The organism is Paenibacillus sp. TAB_01 (genome assembly GCF_043945595.1).
In the GTDB taxonomy this organism is placed as follows: Bacteria; Bacillota; Bacilli; order Paenibacillales; family NBRC-103111; genus Paenibacillus_S.
Genome location: NZ_JBIFNP010000001.1, coordinates 1,200,104 through 1,219,341 on the forward strand (window position 1 = coordinate 1,200,104; position 19,238 = coordinate 1,219,341).

At 52.6% G+C, this 19,238-nt stretch carries 17 protein-coding genes; 14 read left to right on the forward strand and 3 right to left on the reverse strand.

What is annotated here, in order from left to right:
• Positions 1–2: 2 nt before the first annotated feature.
• Positions 3–245, reverse strand: coding sequence for a PAS domain-containing protein (locus tag ACHHV8_RS05865; RefSeq protein WP_395157442.1), 243 nt, complete (start codon positions 243–245; stop codon positions 3–5).
• Between the two features lie 242 nt (positions 246–487).
• On the opposite strand from ACHHV8_RS05865, the gene ACHHV8_RS05870 reads away from it, so the two are divergent.
• From ACHHV8_RS05870 to rdgB, 3 genes are all read left to right on the forward strand, one after another.
• Positions 488–1,537, forward strand: coding sequence for a GerMN domain-containing protein (locus tag ACHHV8_RS05870; RefSeq protein WP_395157443.1), 1,050 nt, complete (start codon positions 488–490; stop codon positions 1,535–1,537).
• 225 nt (positions 1,538–1,762) lie between these two features.
• Positions 1,763–2,527 (forward strand): ribonuclease PH, encoded by a 765-nt coding sequence (gene rph / locus ACHHV8_RS05875; RefSeq protein ID WP_395157444.1) that lies wholly within the window; start codon positions 1,763–1,765, stop codon positions 2,525–2,527.
• Positions 2,508–3,146: an RdgB/HAM1 family non-canonical purine NTP pyrophosphatase gene (gene rdgB, locus ACHHV8_RS05880; RefSeq protein WP_395157445.1), complete on the forward strand. Its 639-nt coding sequence runs from the start codon at positions 2,508–2,510 to the stop codon at positions 3,144–3,146. The genes rph and rdgB overlap by 20 nt, the downstream gene beginning before the upstream one ends.
• A 172-nt stretch (positions 3,147–3,318) precedes the next feature.
• Here rdgB and asnB read toward each other — a convergent pair whose 3' ends face one another.
• Entirely contained in the window at positions 3,319–5,163 is a 1,845-nt protein-coding gene (gene asnB, locus ACHHV8_RS05885) for an asparagine synthase (glutamine-hydrolyzing) (RefSeq protein WP_395157446.1), read from the reverse strand.
• Positions 5,164–5,491: 328 nt separating this feature from the next.
• Here asnB and ACHHV8_RS05890 point away from each other — a divergent pair, with 328 nt between their 5' ends.
• The 10 genes from ACHHV8_RS05890 to ACHHV8_RS05935 all read left to right on the forward strand — a co-directional run bounded on the left by ACHHV8_RS05890 (position 5,492) and on the right by ACHHV8_RS05935 (position 16,539).
• Positions 5,492–5,836, forward strand: coding sequence for a hypothetical protein (locus tag ACHHV8_RS05890; RefSeq protein ID WP_395157447.1), 345 nt, complete (start codon positions 5,492–5,494; stop codon positions 5,834–5,836).
• A 132-nt stretch (positions 5,837–5,968) separates the two neighbouring features.
• The gene (locus ACHHV8_RS05895; RefSeq protein WP_395157448.1) at positions 5,969–7,063 is read left to right on the forward strand and encodes a GerAB/ArcD/ProY family transporter; all 1,095 of its coding nucleotides are present in this window, start codon (positions 5,969–5,971) and stop codon (positions 7,061–7,063) included.
• Positions 7,047–8,510: a spore germination protein gene (locus ACHHV8_RS05900; RefSeq protein WP_395157449.1), complete on the forward strand. Its 1,464-nt coding sequence runs from the start codon at positions 7,047–7,049 to the stop codon at positions 8,508–8,510. The genes ACHHV8_RS05895 and ACHHV8_RS05900 overlap by 17 nt, the downstream gene beginning before the upstream one ends.
• A complete protein-coding gene (locus tag ACHHV8_RS05905; protein ID WP_395157450.1) occupies positions 8,507–9,718 on the forward strand; it encodes a Ger(x)C family spore germination protein in 1,212 nt (403 codons plus the stop codon). Before ACHHV8_RS05900 ends, ACHHV8_RS05905 begins: the two co-directional genes overlap by 4 nt.
• A 72-nt stretch (positions 9,719–9,790) precedes the next feature.
• Entirely contained in the window at positions 9,791–10,720 is a 930-nt protein-coding gene (locus tag ACHHV8_RS05910) for a hypothetical protein (RefSeq protein WP_395157451.1), read from the forward strand.
• Between the two features lie 146 nt (positions 10,721–10,866).
• The gene (gene tig / locus ACHHV8_RS05915; protein ID WP_395157452.1) at positions 10,867–12,150 is read left to right on the forward strand and encodes a trigger factor; all 1,284 of its coding nucleotides are present in this window, start codon (positions 10,867–10,869) and stop codon (positions 12,148–12,150) included.
• 292 nt (positions 12,151–12,442) lie between these two features.
• Positions 12,443–13,036, forward strand: coding sequence for an ATP-dependent Clp endopeptidase proteolytic subunit ClpP (gene clpP, locus ACHHV8_RS05920; protein WP_395157453.1), 594 nt, complete (start codon positions 12,443–12,445; stop codon positions 13,034–13,036).
• An 11-nt stretch (positions 13,037–13,047) separates the two neighbouring features.
• Positions 13,048–14,313 carry an ATP-dependent protease ATP-binding subunit ClpX gene (gene clpX, locus ACHHV8_RS05925; RefSeq protein ID WP_395157454.1) on the forward strand — a complete coding sequence of 422 codons (1,266 nt, stop codon included), beginning with the start codon at positions 13,048–13,050 and terminating at the stop codon, positions 14,311–14,313.
• Positions 14,314–14,434: 121 nt separating this feature from the next.
• On the forward strand, positions 14,435–15,547 hold the full coding sequence (gene ispG / locus ACHHV8_RS05930; RefSeq protein WP_395157455.1) for a flavodoxin-dependent (E)-4-hydroxy-3-methylbut-2-enyl-diphosphate synthase: 1,113 nt from the start codon (positions 14,435–14,437) through the stop codon (positions 15,545–15,547).
• A gap of 212 nt (positions 15,548–15,759) precedes the next feature.
• Positions 15,760–16,539, forward strand: a complete 780-nt coding sequence (locus tag ACHHV8_RS05935; RefSeq protein ID WP_395157456.1) for a divergent polysaccharide deacetylase family protein — start codon at positions 15,760–15,762, stop codon at positions 16,537–16,539.
• On the opposite strand, the gene ACHHV8_RS05940 is transcribed toward ACHHV8_RS05935, so the two are convergent.
• Entirely contained in the window at positions 16,487–17,251 is a 765-nt protein-coding gene (locus ACHHV8_RS05940) for an N-acetylmuramoyl-L-alanine amidase family protein (RefSeq protein WP_395157457.1), read from the reverse strand. The two genes, ACHHV8_RS05935 and ACHHV8_RS05940, sit on opposite strands and share 53 nt — an antisense overlap.
• Before the next feature lie 191 nt (positions 17,252–17,442).
• Between ACHHV8_RS05940 and lonB the strand changes: the two genes are divergently transcribed.
• Positions 17,443–19,146 (forward strand): ATP-dependent protease LonB, encoded by a 1,704-nt coding sequence (gene lonB / locus ACHHV8_RS05945; RefSeq protein WP_395163434.1) that lies wholly within the window; start codon positions 17,443–17,445, stop codon positions 19,144–19,146.
• Positions 19,147–19,238: the final 92 nt, after the last annotated feature.

The window sequence follows — 19,238 nt, forward strand, 5'->3', positions numbered from 1 at the left end:
CTCTAGGCATAAGGGACCTGCTCCTCCACAAGCTGCCGGAAAGCTTGTCTAAACAGCGGTTCATCCTGTGCCGCGATGCCTGTGCCGCAAGGCTTTCCAATAAGCGGGAAAGCGGAACCCATCAATTTGTGCAGGGATGGAGAGACGTAGGTAATGCGTCCGTCCAACGAAATTCCTTGGTAGAAATCGCTGCTTTGTTCAATCCATTGCCGGAAAAAAGCATCCTGAATGAATTCGTTGTCCATCTCGATCACCTCTTTACATCTTGAGTGACTGCGCCAAATTGTGCAGCGAGTTCCATGAGCGGGGAGCTTCGGGTTGTGATTAGTACTTTTATCCTATTATAAAAATGATGCCCCCTGAAAAGCAACTATCCTCCCGAGCTAAACGGTGGACAAATTGTTGTCATAAAACTTGTCTGCCGTTCGTATAGTTGGATTAAGAGAGAAGGACAAACAATCCTTATCATTTCAGAGGAGGAATCATCATGAAATCGTATAAATGGATACGCAGGGCAGCAGTAGCAGGCATGGTCGTTCTGCTGACCTCGGGTTGTTCTGTGCAGGGGACGAAGGAGCATTCGCAATCGATTGATCCTCCGCCGACCGGAGCCGACGCGAATGCAGCGGGGAATGCCAAGCCGGTAACCGCCCCCGTCATCCAGAACCCGTCGCAAATTACGGTGTATGCCAAGGATGATAATGATTTTATCGCGCCGGTCGGCATCAATGTCGAGAAATCTGTCGATGTCGCCAAGAAAGCGCTGGAAGCCATGGTGGACGGCAATCCGGCCTCAGCCCAGATGCCTGCGGGCTTTAAAGCGGTTATTCCCAAAGGTACCACGGTCAAGGGCATCAATATTTTGAAGGATCAGAAGCTTGCGGTCATCGATTTCTCCAAAGCTTTCACGGATTATAATGTGCAGGACGAACGTAAAATATTGGAAGCCATAACCTGGACGATGACAGGCTTCCCTTCGGTTGAGAAGGTGCAGCTCCGCGTGGAAGGCAAAGAGCTCAAAGAAATGCCGCAAGGCGCTACGCCGCTAGACGAGCCGTTGTCCCGTGCAATGGGGATTAACCTGGAAAAACCGGAAGGTGTGGATTACGGTCAATCGACTCCGGTTACGCTCTACTTCCTCGGCCAAAGCGCGGATAATTACAAATATTACGTTCCGGTCACGCGTCTGGTCGATAGGACGGACAATGTGGCTCAGGCCGTCATCAATGAGCTGATTGCCGGCCCGGCTCAAAGAAAAGGTTTGGCGGCCGTTATGACCCCAGGTGCTGAACTGAAGCAGATTAAACAGGCAGAGGATCTGATTACCGTCGACTTCACGGATAAGGTATTGGGGCCGGACAAAAAGGCGCCTGCGGACGCGTTGAAAGCAGTGGTTCTTTCCTTGACGGAAAATGAAGGAGCTTCGACCAAGGTGCAGATTACGGTGAACGGGGACGCGAAGGTGAGCACGGATGACAATCAAAGCTACAGCAAACCGGTAAGCCGTCCGACCAGCGTCAATCCGGTGAAAATGTAATGAAGCCACGATCCAAGGGAGCCTAAGCCGCTCCCTTGTTTTGCTTATGGAAAGAGGGTTCGACCGGCCGCCGCGCAGCGCTGTAATGCATGTCTGTGGGCTTCCCAGGCGTTGGAAATTGCTTGCGGGAGCGCCGGTTGGAACTCCGTGTGACACTCTGGTACAATGGGGAAGGTCAACAAGCGCTAGGATATGATGGAAAGCATGAAGGAGGATTTGATCGTAATGAGAAGCGACGGGAGACAAGTAAACCAGACACGTCCTGTTACCATTACTACCCATTATAATAAACATGCCGAAGGCTCGGTATTGATTGAAGTAGGAGAAACGAAGGTCATCTGTACGGCTACCGTCGAAGAGCGTGTGCCTCCTTTCATGAAAGGGCAGGGCAAGGGCTGGGTGACGGCCGAGTACTCCATGCTGCCGCGGGCTACCCAGGTGCGTAACCAAAGGGAAGCGGCCAAGGGCAAGCTGGGAGGCCGCACGATGGAAATCCAGCGGCTGATCGGGCGGGCGCTCCGCTCCGTCGTGAATCTGGAGGCGCTGGGCGAACGCTCGATCACGCTGGATTGCGACGTCATTCAAGCCGATGGCGGCACACGGACGACGTCCATCACCGGCGCATTTGTCGCCATGGCTTTTGCTATCGATAAAATCGCAAAGGATAGAAACCTGCAAAAATACCCGATCAACGATTTCCTCGGATCGGTCAGTGTAGGCGTGGTCAATGACCGGTCGTGCCTGGATCTGAACTATGAAGAGGACTCCAAGGCTAAGGTAGACATGAATGTCGTTATGACCGGAGCCGGCAAGTTCGTCGAAATCCAAGGCACGGGAGAAGACGCTCCGTTCACCCGAAGCGAGCTGGATGAGCTGCTCGGCTTGGCGGAATCGGGGATTCAGTCCATGATCGAGCGGCAGGAAGCGGCGCTCGGCCCCGATATTACGGCACGGATTAGGAGAGCGGCGCATGCGGGAACTCGGTCCTGAGATAGTTATCGCGACGCGGAATGCGGGCAAGGTCAAAGAATTCGAGCCCTTGTTTCACAGCAGGGGGATCGCATTGAAAAGCCTGCGCGATTACGCGGAGCTGCCGGAGATTGTGGAGGACGGCGAAACCTTTGCCGCCAACGCCCTTATCAAGGCGCGCACGATCGCGCGGCATCTCGGCGTGCCGGTGCTGGCCGACGACTCCGGCCTGTGCGTCGACGAGCTGGACGGCGAGCCCGGCGTATACTCCGCACGCTATGCGGGGGAGCATGCAACGGATGAGGCGAACAACAAGAAGCTGCTCGAGAGCCTTCGGGAGAAGGGGAAGGGCTCATCGCTCGGCAGCGCCGATCCGGAGGCGGTCGCGGGGCTGAGCCCGGCCCGTTTCGTGGCTGCGTTGTGCCTTGTAGACGCAGCGGGCGAGCCGATTGCAGAAGTTGAAGGTGTATGCCGCGGATACATCATCGGCGAAGGCAGGGGGGCGAACGGTTTCGGCTACGATCCCCTGTTCTACGTCCCTGTGCTGGGGAAAACGATGGCGGAGCTGACGCTTGAGGAGAAGAACGGGGTCAGCCACCGCGGACAAGCGCTCATGGCGTTATGGGAAGCTTTGAAGTAGCGCCATTTCCGATGGGCGGATCCCAAGCATGCATTGCGGTGCTTCGCGGCGGTCAATCGAACGGTCTGTTTGACTGCAGCGCGGATCCCAAGCGCAGTAAAGAGCGGACTGCCCGGCCGCTGCGTGCCGGTTGGCACGCCTGCCGATGCAATCCGCTCTTTACTCCTGCGGTCTAACGAATCGAAACCTTGTATTCACGAAGCCAGGTATCCACCTGAGCCAAGTAGGCGAAAAGCTGCGGCCCGGTCATCAATTGTCCGAACCAGGGCAAATTAAATTGGCTGGCGTCGCCTTCCGCGAGTGTCCGGATTTTGGCCACATCGATGAATTGGAGCAGCGGTGAAGTGGAGTCGTTGAGAATTTCAAGCACCCATTTGCGGACAGCCTCCAAATAATTCGGGTTGTACGTTTTCGGATACGGGCTTTTTTTGCGTGTCAGGACGTCCTCAGGCAGTACGCCGCGGAGCGCTCTGCGAAGAATGCCCTTTTCCCGGTCGCCCGCCGTCTTCAGCTCCCACGGGACGTTCCATACATACTCGACCAGGCGGTGGTCGCAGAAAGGCACGCGGACCTCCAGACCGACAGCCATGCTCATCCGGTCCTTGCGGTCGAGCAGCGTAGGCATGAACCGGGTAATGTTCAGATACGACATTTCGCGCATCCGGTTCTGCTGTTCGTTTTCTCCGGCGAGCCGGGGCACCTCGGACAATGCCTGACGGTAGCGCTCCTGCACGTATTGCTCCGGTTTGACCCAATTCACGAAGTCGGGCGCGAGCAGGTTAACCCGGTCTTTGGTGGCCAGGGACCAAGGGAAGGTTCCGGCGTTCAACGCTTCCTCCCGGTGGAACCAGGGGTAGCCGCCGAAGATTTCATCTGCCGCTTCGCCGGATACGGCGACGGTCGCGTCTTTTTTGATTTCGCGGCAAAATAAATACAGCGAGCCGTCCACATCGGCCATGCCGGGCAGATCCCGCGCAAACACAGCCGTTCTCAGCGATTCAACAAGCTCCGGCGTATCGAATTCGAGGAAATGATGCTCACTGCCCAGAAACTCCGTCATGCGGCGGATCCAGGGCGCATCCGAATTCGGCTGAAACGTATTGGCTTTGAAATGCTTATCGTTGTCGACATAATCGATAGAATAAGTATGAATTGTGCCCGTCTGGTTTTCCTTGTAATAATTCGCCGCAAAGGTCGTCAGCGCGCTTGAATCGAGTCCCCCGGACAGCAGCGTGCAGATCGGCACGTCGGAGGCGAGCTGGCGGATGACGGTATCCTTCAGAATTTCGTGAATGCGTTCCGCCGTCGTATCGAGATCATCCTCGTGCGGCTTGCTTTCCAGCTTCCAGTAGGGCCGGATATGCAGCCCGTTGTGATCGAAGACGGCGCAGTGCCCCGGCTTCAGCTCCGACATATTGCGGTATACACCGTGGCCGGGCGTGCGTGCGGGACCGACGGCGAATATTTCGGCAAGGCCTTCGCCGCTGATTTGGGCAGGGAAATCCGGGTGGGCCAGAATGGCCTTCGGCTCGGAGCCGAACAGCAGTCTGCCGTCCGAATAAGAGAAGAACAAGGGCTTGACGCCGAGCCGGTCCCGGACGAGGAACAGCGTCTGCTCCAGGGAATCCCATACCCCGAAGGCAAAAATACCATTCAGGCGGTCGACGCAGGCGCGTCCCCACTCAATGAACGATACGAGGAGTACTTCCGTGTCGCAGGTCGTTGAAAAGCGGTGTCCGCGCAGCTCCAGCTCCTTTTTCAGCTCCGGCGCGTTATATAGTTCACCGTTGTAAACGATCGAAAACGTATTTTCGCCGTATTTGCGGACCATCGGCTGGGCGCCGTTCTCAGGGTCCATTACGCTCAAGCGCCTGTGTCCGAGCGCACAGTGCTGTGTAATCCAAGTGCCGGATGCATCAGGCCCCCGGTCCGCTAAAGTATCCGTCATGCGCTCCAGAAAGGACGGATACTGGGTCAAATCTTTTTGCCAATCAATCCATCCGGTAATTCCGCACATAGCCTTCATCCTCTCTTGGTGTGTTTGTCGGCAGATGACGAGCAATTCGACAACGACAGTATGATGATAAAGGTTATGCACGGGCGCGGCGGAAAATGTCTGTCCTTGTAGGAGGAAAAGATAGACAAAACTCGAAATACCGTTTACACTATGCGTTAGCGGTCTTTTTCTCCGTTTACGTCAAATGTATAGAACAAGGGCGAATATCCCACTCTAATCTTATAGTGATTTGGGATGGATGATATGTCGCGAGCGGTACAAGCACTCCTGCCGGAAAGCTGCCAAGCCAGCCGACCGAATCGATCAAGATGAAGAGGTGGTCTACGTAATGAAGAGGACGAAATTATCCAAAGCACAATCCGAATACAAAGAGGCCAAAGAGCACTTTGAAAAAGTGAATGAGGCTTTTCAAAATAAGCTGACAACAGTAAAGCTGCTCGGCGTTGTGAATCAGTCAAGCGTGGAGGAGTTAATCGAGCAGACGGGTCTGCACACGGCGTTAAACCGTCTGGGTGCTGCCGAGAAAAGTTTGCTGGACTGGTCCCTGGAAGCAATCCAGAATGAAAAGGACTATTTGCAAAATAAAGAGCAAGTCGACAAAATGTACGCATTTATCGATCAAGATCCGGGAATCAAAGCGAAATTGATTCAAGCGGCCATGAAAATTCATTAATTGAATATCCGCTTTTCGAAAAGGCTCACCCGCTGTCCGTAGGACGGCTCGGGTGAGCTTTTTATTTTTTTCCTTGAATCAGGGCATGATACTGGGGAATGGCAGCACCTTTTTCAGGGAGGTAAGGAGATTATGTCCAGACAGTTGAATATGCTCCAGGCTTCGACGATTGTCCTTACCTCCGGCGGTTTATGGAATCATGTCATCCTGATCCCGATTTTACTCGATATCGCCGGACGCGACGCCTGGCTGTCCATCGCCGTGTCGCTCGTACCCAATATTCTCTGGCTGACGCTGCTGTATTGGATCATTCGGCGAAGCGGGCAGCAGCCTTTGTTTCTGTGGCTCGGCCAATCGGCCGGAAAAGGATATTCCCTCGCGGTCCGCGCTGTTGTTTTCGTCCTTCTGACCGTCACCTGCGCGGTCACCGTGAAGGACACCGTCGATTGGGCGGTCGCTTCTTACTTGCCGGAAACGCCGCCGATCGCCTTGGCGCTGCTGCTTGTGCCTTTATGCTATTTTGCGGCCCGCTCAGGAATCATGAGCATAGCGATCATGGCGGGAATTCTGCTTCCCGTTATTGTGCTGCTCGGTTACTTTGTGATGGGGGCCAATTTTCCGAATAAGGATTATACTCGGCTGCTGCCCGTTCTCGAGGACGGTATGGGGCCGATGCTGCGGGGACTCGCCTACGCATGCTCGAGCTTTGTGGAGCTCATCATGATCGTACTGTTTCAGCACCATATCCGATCGCGGATCAAGTGGTGGCAGCTCGCTGTTTTAGGATTTTTGATGATGGGGCTCACCCTGGGGCCGACAACAGGCTCTATCGCCGAATTCGGGGCGGTCGAGGGCTCCAAGCACCGTTATCCCGCTTTTGAACAGTGGAAGCTGGTCATTATCCAGCGGTTTATTGAACGGGTCGATTTCTTCTCCATTTATCAGTGGTTCGCGGGCGCTTTCATCCGGCTGGCCCTAGGGATGTATCTGATCGGGGAACTTAGCGGCTTCAAAGGGAAGACGCATAAATCGATATTCCTGATGCTGTTGTCGGCAGGCTATATTTTGATGATGCTGATTCCGTGGAGCGACATCCAATTTTACGACTGGCTGAAAAAAATATATATCCCCGGATCGCTTATCGCTCTGGCTTTACTGACGGTGCTTTTGATCATTGCCGCCATACTTCGGAAGAAAGGAGCGCCTGCAAATGACCCATTGGGATGAACGTAAGCTGCGTAACGTATTCAAGCATTGCGAGGATGTCATGTTTCATGTGCTGGCTTCCGAAGAACAAGCCGGCGAAGGCAAGCGGCATCTGCTCATTTACTGCGAGGGGCTGTGCAGCAGCGATACCATACAGAATCTGGTGCTGCCGCGGCTGTGGAAGCGGATGGAGCTGGAGAACAATCCGGGCCGGGGCGGCCTGCCGGAGGATATGGGAACGATGCTGATCAATGAGCTTCCCGAGGATGAACCGGAGCAGACCGTGATCGATGCGGTTTTCCACGGCAACGTGCTGATTTTTGAACAGAGCGGGAGCAAGCTGTTCGTTCTCGCAAGCAGCATGCGTCCGGAGCGGAACCCGGAGGAATCTCAAGCTGAATTAACCGTTTATGGCGCCCGGGACTGTTTTATTGAAGACGTCAAAACGAATGTGGCCTTAATAAGAAAAAGGCTGCGGACCAATACACTGCACTGCATCAAATATACGCTCGGGACGCTGAGCCGGACGGAAGTCACGCTGTTGTACTTGGACGGCGTGCTGAATGAAGAGGTGGCCCGCGATATTCGTCACAAGCTGTCGAAGGTGGATGTCGAATCCTTGCTGGACATGGAGTCCTTGAAAAATATAATTTTAAAGCCCGGGCTCGCTTTTTTTCCTTTAATGAACCTGACGACCCGCCCCGACTTGGTTACCGGGAGTCTGGTTAAAGGGCGGTTTGCTATCCTGATGGACGGCAATCCGACGGTATTGATTGCTCCGGTGAATATTTCCTACATGATGGCGGTAGCTGAAGATGCCTACACCCCGATTCCTCTGGTATATATCGAAAGATTTATGCGGCGGATCGGTTTTCTGATTACCGTTCTTTTTCCCGGCTTTTGGGTGGCGCTGACCTCGTACCATCAGGATCAGATTCCGCTGCCGCTGCTTGCCACCATCACGGTTGCAACGATGGGAACGCCGCTCTCGGGGCCGCTCGAAATTTTGCTGATGATCCTGCTGTTTCAGTTTTTTCTGGAAGCGGGCACGCGGCTGCCGTCCGCGCTGGGGCCGTCCATTTCGGTTGTGGGCGGACTGATCATCGGAGACGCCATCATCAGCGCCGGTATGACCTCGCCTGCAACGCTCGTTGTCGCCGCCGTCTCGGCCACCGCCCAATTTACGCTGGTGAACGGGCTGTTCGGGGCATCGGTGGGCGTGCTGCGCATTTACATCTTTGCGCTTGCTTCTTTTTTCGGCCTGTTCGGTTTTTTTACGGGGACGTTTTCCATCCTTATTTATTTGGCGAACCTCAAATCGTTCGGGGTGCCCTACCTTTCGCCTTATTCTCCGATCAGCTGGCCCGATTTGCGGTACGTCATCTTCCGGTTTCCGAGAGGCAAGCGGGCCAAAAAGCCGCAGGCGCTGAAGGATGCCGTAGAAAGGCAGGGGAGGTCTTCCGAATGAAGGGCTTTACCGCTGCGCTCAAACTTTCGCTGGGGATAGGGGCGCTTATGCTTCTATTGACGGGCTGCTGGAATGCGAACGACGTCGACAATGTGGACTATGTGAATGCGATCGGAATTAACTATTTGAAGGACAAGAAGGAGTATGAAGTTTACTTGCAGCTGCTCAGCTTTCAGAACGTTGCCAAAACCGAGGGATCGGGCGTGAACACGCAGCCCGTTCCCGTCTGGCTGGCAGCGGGCAGGGGCAGGACGTATGCCGAAGCTATCGGCAAAATTACGATCGAAGCCGAGAAGCGGCTGTTCTGGGGGCATGTGACGGCGCTGCTTTTAGGCGAAGGCGTTTTGGATAAAGGAGAAATCACCGATGTGCTCCAGTCTTTGTTCCGGTTTTACGAGCTCCGCTATACGATGTGGGTATACGGAACGAACGATCCGATCGACAAGCTGCTCGAAGCTGCCCCCAACTTTGAACGCTCCCGGCTCAATATGATCATTCATACGCCAAAGGATAATTATAGGCAGCGGTCTTACATTAAGCCGATTCGTCTGCACGACTTTATAGCCAATTACTATGAGCCCGCCAAAACGCTGCTGCTTCCCGCCCTTACGATGGACGAAAAAATTTGGCGCCGGAACGAAGAGCCGATTCCTTCGGTTCACTATAAAGGGGTCTATGCTTTTTGGAATCGGGAGAATAGAGGGCTGATCCCTCTGGAGAAAGCATTCGGCCTTCGATGGCTGGACAGGTCAGCCAAGCGCGCGCCTGTTCTTATAGAGAACGGCGAGATTCTTGCCAACCTGAGAATGGAAAATCCGAGACATGTGATTCACATCAGAGAATTGAACCGCCGGCCTGTTTTCGATATTGAGGTGGTGGTGAAGGGAGTGATTTCCGAGCTTAGGGAGCAGGTGCAGCTTTCGGACCTGGCCCGGCAGGTGCAGCAGAAGATCGAGAAAGAGGTCCGGGATACGTTCGCGGCCGGGCTGAAGCAAAAGGCCGATCTGCTGGGGCTGAGCGACCAATTGTATCTTCGCGGCGCCAAACGGTACCGGCAATTTGAGACGGATTCCTCCCACTTCGTGCTGACGCCGGAGTCGCTCGGCAAGGTTACGGTGCATGCGCACATCACTACAGCTGGGAAATATACGTATAAGGTTTACAGGAATCAGCACGTGAACGAAGGGAAGGGAGGCAGGCTGCCTTAAAGCGGGTTTTGATTTCCGCTACGGAATGGGTTACACTGACTTTCATACATATGCAAGTCAGGGGTAGGTGATATGCAATTGACCGAACAACCGACCAGCAACGTCATACTATTTCCTAAAACGGCGGAGTTCTACCAATTTGAGCTGACCCGGATGCTGGAGACCGAACGTTATGGAGAGGCGATTCGGGTGCTGCAGTTTCTTATTGGCTGCCAGCAGCCCGACGAGCGGCTGCACGAGGAATGGCAGGCGCTGCTTCAATGGCTTCTAACGATGTTTCCGGAGGAAAGGTTTGAGGCCGAGCGGGGCTCCGAGGAGGAAGATTTGACCGAAGCCGAGATGCTGCGGGACCGTTTGGCAGCCAAAGCGCAGCAGGACAGCGGCTATGCCGAGAAGCTGCTCGGGATGCTGGACAACCGCCAGACTCTGGAGAATCAGCTGCTGGCGCTGGATCAGCTCGCTTTGCTAGAGCACTCCGGGGTGAACATTACCGCCAGGCTGGTGGAATGGATTACGGCGAGGGAATGGCATCCGCTCATCCAGTTCAAGGGGCTTCAGACACTCAAGCTCCGCGGCATGACCGGACTGCTCGAATTGAGAAAAAACGGCGAAATGATCCTTGTTCAAGTGGAGGATACGCCTTCAGGCTTCGAAGAGTTTCCGTCGATCGTCAATGAAATTATGGACAGAGTGCAGGAGATCAGCGAGACGAATCAGCCGGCATTGGCTTATTTCGCTCAGGAAACGTGGCATGAATTTTTGGCGTTTATTTATGGCACGGCTTCTTACCGCTTGATGCTCCGGCAGGACAGGGATCATGTTGACGTCTGGGCGTCCGCGCTTCATCTGGTGCTGCTCGAGAAGGTGTTCCACAGCGGAGACAAAATGGAGATTTTCGATTTATACGGAATCACGGGCAGTATGGAGTTTCAATGGGAGCAGGCTTACCGGATGATGCAGCAGTTTGCCTCCGTTATGTTTTCTCATAAACTCTCGGACTAAATTTTTTCCTGTCTTCTAAAACTTGAAAACCGGGAGCGTTATGTTATAATAAGATGGTTATATTGGCGAATTGGGTGAAAACGAATCCATTTCTCGCCAGATCGTGAAAATACGTGATGGATAATTTTTGGAGGGGAAAGCATAAAATGAAAGCAAGTTGGGAAAAAATAGAGAAGAACGTTGGCGTTCTTGACATTGAAGTGGAAGCGGAGCAGGTGGCCGCCGCATTGGACAAAGCATTCAAGAAAGTTGTAGCAAAAGTAAACGTTCCGGGCTTCCGCAAAGGTAAAGTGCCGCGTTCTATTTTTGAAGCCAAATTTGGCGTGGAAAGCCTGTATCAAGAAGCTCTTGATATCGTCGTTCCTGAAGCTTATGTGGAAGCGGTCCAAGAAACCGGCATTACTCCGGTTGACCGTCCTGAAGTAGACGTAGAGCAATTTGCTAAAGGCCAAGTTTTGAAATTCAAAGCAAAAGTTATCGTGAAGCCTGAAGTTGAGCTTGGCGAATACAAAGGCCTTGAGCTTGAAGCTAAACCTGCAGACGTAACGGCTGAGGAAATCGCGGCTGAATTGGAAAGACTGCAGCAGCGTCATGCTGAGCTGGTTCCTGTAGAAGAAGGCGCAGCGCAAAACGGAGACGTCGTTTCCATCGACTTCGAAGGCTTTGTTGACGGCGTTGCCTTTGAAGGCGGCAAAGCGGAGAAATACTCCCTTGAGCTTGGCTCCGGCAGCTTCATTCCTGGATTCGAAGAGCAAGTAGTCGGCCTGAACAAAGGCGAAGAGAAGGACATTACTGTAACCTTCCCTGAAAACTACCATTCCGAGGATTTGAAAGGCAAAGAAGCGGTTTTCAAAGTAACGCTGCATGACATCAAGCGTAAAAACCTGCCAGCTCTTGACGATGAGTTCGCGAAAGACGTCAGCGAATTCGAAACATTGGAAGAGTTCAAGCAGGATCTGGAAAGCAACCTGAAGAAGCGTAAAGAATCCGAGCTTCAACGCAATAAAGAAACCGAAGTTGTTGACAAAGCGGCTGCTGCTGCGAAAGTAGACATCCCTCCGGTAATGATCGAGAACGAAACGGCTCAAATGGTAAAAGAATTTGAAAACCGTCTGCGTACTCAAGGTATGAACCTGGAAATGTACTACCAATTCACAGGTCAAAACGACGATGTTCTGAAAGAACAAATGCGCGGCGACGCTGAGAAGCGCGTTTTGAACAACCTGGTTCTTGAAGCTATCGCTAACGCCGAGAACATTGTGGCAAGCGAAGAAGAAATCAAATCGGAGCTTGAGAATATGGCTCAAATGTACCAGCGTCCTGCTGATGAGCTTCGCGCGATTTTGGCGGCTAACGGCAACCTGGGCGACCTGGCGCATGACATCATTGTTAAGAAAACCGTTGATTTCCTGATTGAAAACAGCAAATAAGGTTAACATATAAAGTAAAGGCACGTGCAAGTATGCGTGCCTTTCTTTGTAGGCACTAACGGGACCTCACCGTACGATTCGTATCATCAGGAGGTTCTCGGCCCCGTTAGATCATGCTGTAAATACATATGCAGTACCAGCGTGCTTTGCCGCAGAAGGCAGGCACAATCGAAACCGTCTTAACATAACGTAACATCGAAGTACATAAGCATCACCACAGTGATTCGCGAAATGGTTTTAAATCTGTTACAATGGAATTTGTAACGCATTTTGGAGCAAAGGGGTTGGAACAATGGGTCTGATACCTATGGTTGTTGAGCAGGAAGGACGCGGGGAACGCTCGTATGATATCTACTCCCGTCTATTGAAAGACCGGATCATCTTTATCGGGACGGCCATTGATGATGATGTTGCCAACCTCGTCATTGCGCAGCTGCTGTTTTTGTCCGCGCAGGATGCTGAGAAGGACATTCATCTGTACATCAATTCCCCTGGCGGTTCGGTAACGGCCGGCATGGGTATATATGATACAATGCAGTTCATTAAGCCGGATGTTTCCACCATCTGTGTGGGGATGGCTGCCAGCATGGGCTCCCTGCTGCTTACAGCAGGCGCTAAAGGCAAGCGCTTTGCGCTGCCGAACAGCGAAGTGATGATCCATCAGCCATTAGGCGGAGTCAGAGGTCAAGCTTCAGATATTAAAATTCATGCCGACTGGATCATCAAAACGAAACAGAAGCTGAATCAAATATACGTGGAGCGTACAGGTCAGCCGCTGGAGAAAATCGAGCGCGACACGGACCGCGACAACTTCATGAGCGCAGAAGAAGCCAAGGAATACGGGCTTATTGATGCGGTTATCACTCGTAACGAATTGAATGGATAAGGAGTGATTCCATGTTTAAATTTAACGATGAAAAAGGCCAGCTGAAATGCTCCTTTTGCGGTAAATCTCAAGAGCAGGTCCGTAAGCTAGTAGCCGGGCCGGGTGTCTATATATGCGACGAATGTATTGAGCTTTGCACGGAAATCGTCGAGGAGGAACTGGGGCACGAGGAAGAGCTTGACCTCAAGGACGTTCCGAAGCCGAAGGAAATCCGCAACATTCTGGATCAATATGTTATTGGTCAAGAGTTCGCCAAAAAATCGCTTTCCGTTGCCGTATACAATCACTACAAACGGATCAACTCCCAGCAAAGCAAGCTGGAAGACGTTGAACTGCAAAAAAGTAATATCGTTCTGCTGGGGCCAACAGGAAGCGGTAAAACCTTGCTTGCTCAAACGCTGGCCAAAATTTTGAATGTGCCTTTCGCGATTGCCGACGCGACTTCCTTGACGGAAGCCGGTTACGTAGGCGAGGACGTGGAGAACATTCTGCTGAAGCTGATTCAAGCGGCTGACTACGATGTGGAAAAAGCCGAGCGCGGCATCATTTATATCGATGAAATCGATAAAGTAGCTCGCAAATCGGAGAATCCTTCGATTACACGCGACGTTTCCGGTGAAGGTGTGCAGCAGGCGCTGCTGAAAATTTTGGAGGGTACCGTTGCTTCCGTTCCTCCGCAAGGCGGCCGTAAGCACCCGCACCAGGAGTTTATCCAAATCGACACGACGAACATCTTGTTCATTTGCGGCGGTGCCTTCGATGGCCTGGAGCAAATCATCAAGCGCCGTATCGGCAAAAAGGTAATCGGCTTCGGTACGGACGGCTTGAAAGCCGACTTGAAACCGGGCGAGTACTTGTCGATGGTATTGCCGGAGGATTTGCTCAAATTCGGACTGATTCCCGAATTTGTAGGCCGTTTGCCGGTTATCTCTACCCTGGAGCCGCTGGACGAAGCCGCTTTGGTTCGTATTTTGACCGAACCGAAGAACGCGCTTGTTAAGCAGTATCAGAAAATGCTGGAGATGGATAACGTGACGCTGGAATTCAACGCGGAAGCGCTGGAAGAAATCGCACGCGAAGCCATCAAACGCAATACCGGAGCGCGCGGACTTCGTGCGATTATCGAGAGCATCATGCTCGAAGTCATGTACGAAGCGCCTTCCCGCACGGAGGTTTCGACCTGCGTCGTGACCAAGGATGCGGTTCAGGCGAAAATCGCGCCGGAAATTACGGCCAAGGATGAAAAAGCCGTGAAGAAGAAAGAGGAAAGCGCATAAGCGTTTTTCATTAAGATAGCAGTAAAATAGTACACTATACTCAAACAACCTCCAATTCTGGCGCCACCGCAAGGCTGCTCCAGGAGCGGAGGATGTTTAGTATCTTGGGGGAGATTAAATTATGTTTCACAGATCGCAGACGATCCCTGTCAGAGTAGGGGATTTGACGATCGGCGGCAGCAACGAAGTCATTATGCAGAGCATGTGCACCACCAAAACTGCGGATGTCAAGGCGACCGTAGCTGAGATCCACCGTCTCGAAGAAGCGGGCTGCCAGCTCGTTCGGGTGACCGTCAACAACAAGGAAGCGGCTGAGGCGATCAAAGAAATTAAGAAACAAATTCATATCCCGCTCGTGTCAGATATTCACTTTGACCACCGCCTTGCGCTGATGGCCATCGAGAACGGGATCGACAAGGTTCGGATCAATCCAGGTAACATCGGCCGCAGAGAAAGAGTCGAGGCCGTTGTTAAAGCGTGCAAGGAACGCGGCATTCCTATCCGGATCGGAGTCAACGCAGGCTCTTTGGAGAACCATTTGCTTGAAAAATACGGCTATCCGACGCCGGAAGCAATGGTCGAAAGCGCCTTGTATCATATCCGAATACTGGAGGAGCTTGATTTCCACGACATCATCGTTTCGCTGAAAGCATCCGACGTGCCGATGGCTATAGCAGCCTACAGCAAAGCGGCGGAGGCATTCCGTTACCCGCTTCATCTAGGCATCACCGAGGCTGGAACGCTGTTTACAGGCTCCGTGAAGAGCGCAGCGGGTATCGGCGCCCTGCTCAATATGGGCATCGGCAATACGCTTCGCATTTCGCTCAGCGCAGATCCGGTGGAGGAAATTAAAGTAGCGCGCGAGCTGCTCAAAACTTTTGGGCTTATTACCAATGCGGCTACGCTGGTATCCTGCCCGACGTGCGGACGGCTGGACATCGATTTGTTTTCCATCGCAAACGAAGTGGAAGACTATATCGCCAAAATTAAAGTGCCGATCAAAGTATCCGTACTGGGCTGCGCGGTAAACGGCCCGGGCGAAGCGCGGGAAGCGGATATCGGGATTGCCGGAGCCCGGGGCGAGGGCATGCTGTTCCGTTACGGAGAAATGATCCGTAAAGTACCGGAAGCTGAGCTTCTGGCGGAGCTGAAGCGCGAGATTGATATTATCGTAGAGCATTACGAGCGTACAGGTGAAATCCCGGGAAGAAACAAGCATTCCCTGCATGCCTGACCTTCTTTCATTACAACAAAGCAGTGCTTTCTCTTATCGGGAGAGCGCTGCTTTTTTTAACATATTTATAAATTTTCGGGGTCCCCGCAAAGTACCTGAATCCGCTTCGAAGCAAAAGCCCCACTTTGTGGGGTTATTTTATGCAAAATGTATATTTTTACCTTCAGGTACAAATAACATAACAAGACTAGCATGAGGAAGGATGAGTAGGTATGGTTTACGGAAAGCAAGCGGCACGCCTTGGCGCCGCGATGATGCTGCTGACAGGGCTTGTATTTGCCGGCGTTTCGCCTCTCTCCGCGGAAGAGCCTTCACAGCCGCCGCAGAAGAAAATAGCTGTCGTGATCGACGATCTGGGCAACGATATGATGGGCACCAAAGAAATAATGGAGCTGCCTGTGCCTTTTACAGTAGCCGTGATGCCGTTTCTGCCCACGACCAAGCGGGACGCCGAATGGGCGCACAAGCTGGGACATGACGTATTGATCCACATGCCGATGGAGCCGGTGAAGGGCAAGAAGAGCTGGCTCGGGCCCGGTGCAATTACGACCGATTTGTCGGATGACGAGATTCGCAAGCGGGTATTGGCTGCAATCGAAGAGGTTCCTTTTGCCATCGGCATGAACAATCATATGGGCTCGAAGGTGACGGCGGACAAGCGGGTGATGCGCATTGTGCTTGAAGTGTGCAAGGAGAAAAACCTGATTTATCTCGACAGCAAAACGTCCCATAAAAGTGTGGTCAAAGCGATGGCCCAGGAATTGGGCGTAAGGACGCTGGAAAATAATTTGTTCATGGATGATATCTACACCCGTGAGCACATTGTTAAACAAGCCTTGAAGCTCCAAAAGCAGGTGGACGCCAACGAGGCTACGGTAGTCATCGGGCATGTCGGTCCGCCCGGAAAACATACCGCAGCCGTATTGAAGCAGTCCGTTCCTACTTTACAGAAGAAAGGCCAATTCGTAACCATTTCCAAGCTGGCTCCTTAGGGGCCGGCTTTTCCGTCAGAAAGGTGATGACCCCTTGAGCGATCGAATCCGCAAGCTGTTTTTGCTTCTGCGGCTTGGTCATCTGCTCCCGGTCCGACGGGTTTGAGATAAAACCCATTTCAACGATGACGGCAGGCACCTGAATATTTTTTAACAAATAAAAGGTTTTGCCGTAAACGGGTTCCTCCGTCGTTCCGTATAATCGGTTAAGCGAACCCTGCATGGCGGTGGCCAGCCTTTTGCTTTCATTCGATTTTTGATGCAGAACGACAGGACCGCGTCTTCCGCTGCGTGCGGCCCAATTGACATGCAGGCTGATAACGGCCTTCGGGCGAATTTCATTAGCCAAATGACTGCGCTGGGACAAGTCCTTCAAATGTCTGGAGCGTGTACGGAACCAGCGGTTTTCCCCGCTTAATGCATAATCCTCCACCCGGTTCATCAGTACCCGGTAGCCCTTGTCGCGCAGGACGCTGTAGGTCAGCTTGGCCATTTCCAGGTTAATATCCTTTTCATACAGCTCACCGTGAAGCGTGCCGCTGTCGATGCCGCCATGGCCTACATCAATCAGCACATCCACATCGGTAAGTATCGGATTTTTCTGTGATGAAAGAGGAGGGGCCGATCCCTTTGCATCGACGGTACGAATGGAGAGCATGGGAAGCGAAATGGCAGTAACGAGAAGCAGGATCGTTGCGATCCGTTTATGCATAAGCTCACTCCTGTCCGAACATGAAATACAGAGATCGACCTCTATAGAGTTCTCAGAGGCACAATTCTCATGCATCCCAGAAAACTTTCTCACAAAGCGATTAATGAATCCAGTTCAGGGGAATACTACCAGTAAAAGCTGGTCTTGATTTGAGAGCAGGGAAAGCGTAAAGATGGAGGAGGTTGTCCATGATGAACATTAGTGTCATTCTGATGGTCATTCAATTATTTTTTGCCGTTGTGATCGGGCTCTATTTTTGGAATTTATTGCGTAATCAACAAACGAACCGGACGGCGGTAGACAAAGAGTCGAAGAAAGAGCTCGAGAAGCTGAGGAAGCTCCGCTCGATTTCATTAAATAAACCGCTGGCGGAGAAGACGCGACCTAGCGCCATGAACGATATCGTAGGTCAAAAGGAAGGGCTGCGCGCCTTAAAAGCGGCGTTATGCGGTGCCAATCCGCAGCATATTATTATTTACGGACCTCCGGGCGTCGGGAAGACGGCAGCCGCCAGAGTCGTTTTGGAGGAAGCGAAAAAGAATCCGGAATCTCCTTTTCGCAATGATGCGAAATTTACGGAGGTCGATGCAACGACGGCACGCTTCGATGAACGCGGAATCGCCGATCCTTTGATCGGCTCGGTGCATGACCCTATCTACCAAGGGGCCGGAGCGATGGGGGTAGCCGGCATTCCCCAGCCCAAAGCAGGAGCGGTGACGAAAGCGCACGGCGGCATTCTGTTTATTGATGAAATCGGTGAATTACATCCGCACCAAATGAATAAATTATTAAAGGTACTTGAGGACCGCAAGGTATATCTGGAAAGCGCCTATTACAATTCAGAGGATACGAACATTCCGGGCTATATTCATGATATTTTCCAAAACGGCCTGCCCGCCGATTTTCGTCTGGTCGGAGCAACGACGAGGAACCCGCAGGAGCTTCCTCCGGCTATCCGCTCCAGATGTATGGAAATTTATTTCCGCCCGCTGCTGCCGGATGAAATCGGACAGATTGCTGAAAATGCTTTGAAAAAAATCGGTTTTCCCGATAATCCCGCAGCCGTCGAGGTTGTCAAGAAGCATGCGACCAACGGCAGGGAGGCGGTCAATATCGTTCAGCTGGCCGCAGGGATGGCATTAACGGACGGACGAAAAGAAATGTCGGTCTCCGATGTGGAGTGGGTCGTTAACAGCTCCCAGATCCCGCCAAGACCGGAGAGAAAAATCGGCTCCAAGCCGGAAGTCGGTTTCGTCAATGGTTTGGCCGTATACGGGCCGAATTTGGGGACGCTGCTTGAAATTGAGGTTACCGCCATTCCGGTGATCCAGCCGGGCACAGGCCGGTTTACGATAACCGGCGTTGTCGATGAGGAAGAGATGGGCGGCGGCTCGAGAACGATCCGTAGAAAAAGCATGGCCCGCGGCTCGGTAGAAAACGTGCTGACCGTTCTCCGCAGGCTCGGCATGAACCCATATGACTTTGACCTTCATATTAACTTCCCGGGAGGCACGCCGATCGACGGTCCTTCTGCCGGCGTCTCGATGGCTACGGCGATCGCTTCCGCGATGAAGAAAATACCGGTCGATAACCATCTGGCGATGACAGGCGAGGTTGGGATTCACGGTAAGGTCAAGCCGGTCGGCGGCGTCGTCGCCAAGGTGGAGGCCGCTTTTCAGGCCGGAGCGACCAAGGTTTTGATACCGAAGGAAAACTGGCAGGAGATTTTTGCCGGACTTGAGGGGCTCGAGGTGGTTCCGGTGGATTCGGTTGAGGAAGTGCTGTTCCATGCTTTGAACCTTGAAGCTTCCATCATGACGGAAAGCGCCGGAGTTCAGCCGGACTTGCTTCCTTCCGCTTCGGTTACGATATTGCACGCTGACGGGTTGGAATAACTATTCAACCCGCCGGCGTCTCTTTTTTTTCTGTGAAAAGAGGCTTACCGCCTATTTTTTCCATGGCGATTGGTGTTTTGAATTTAATTTTG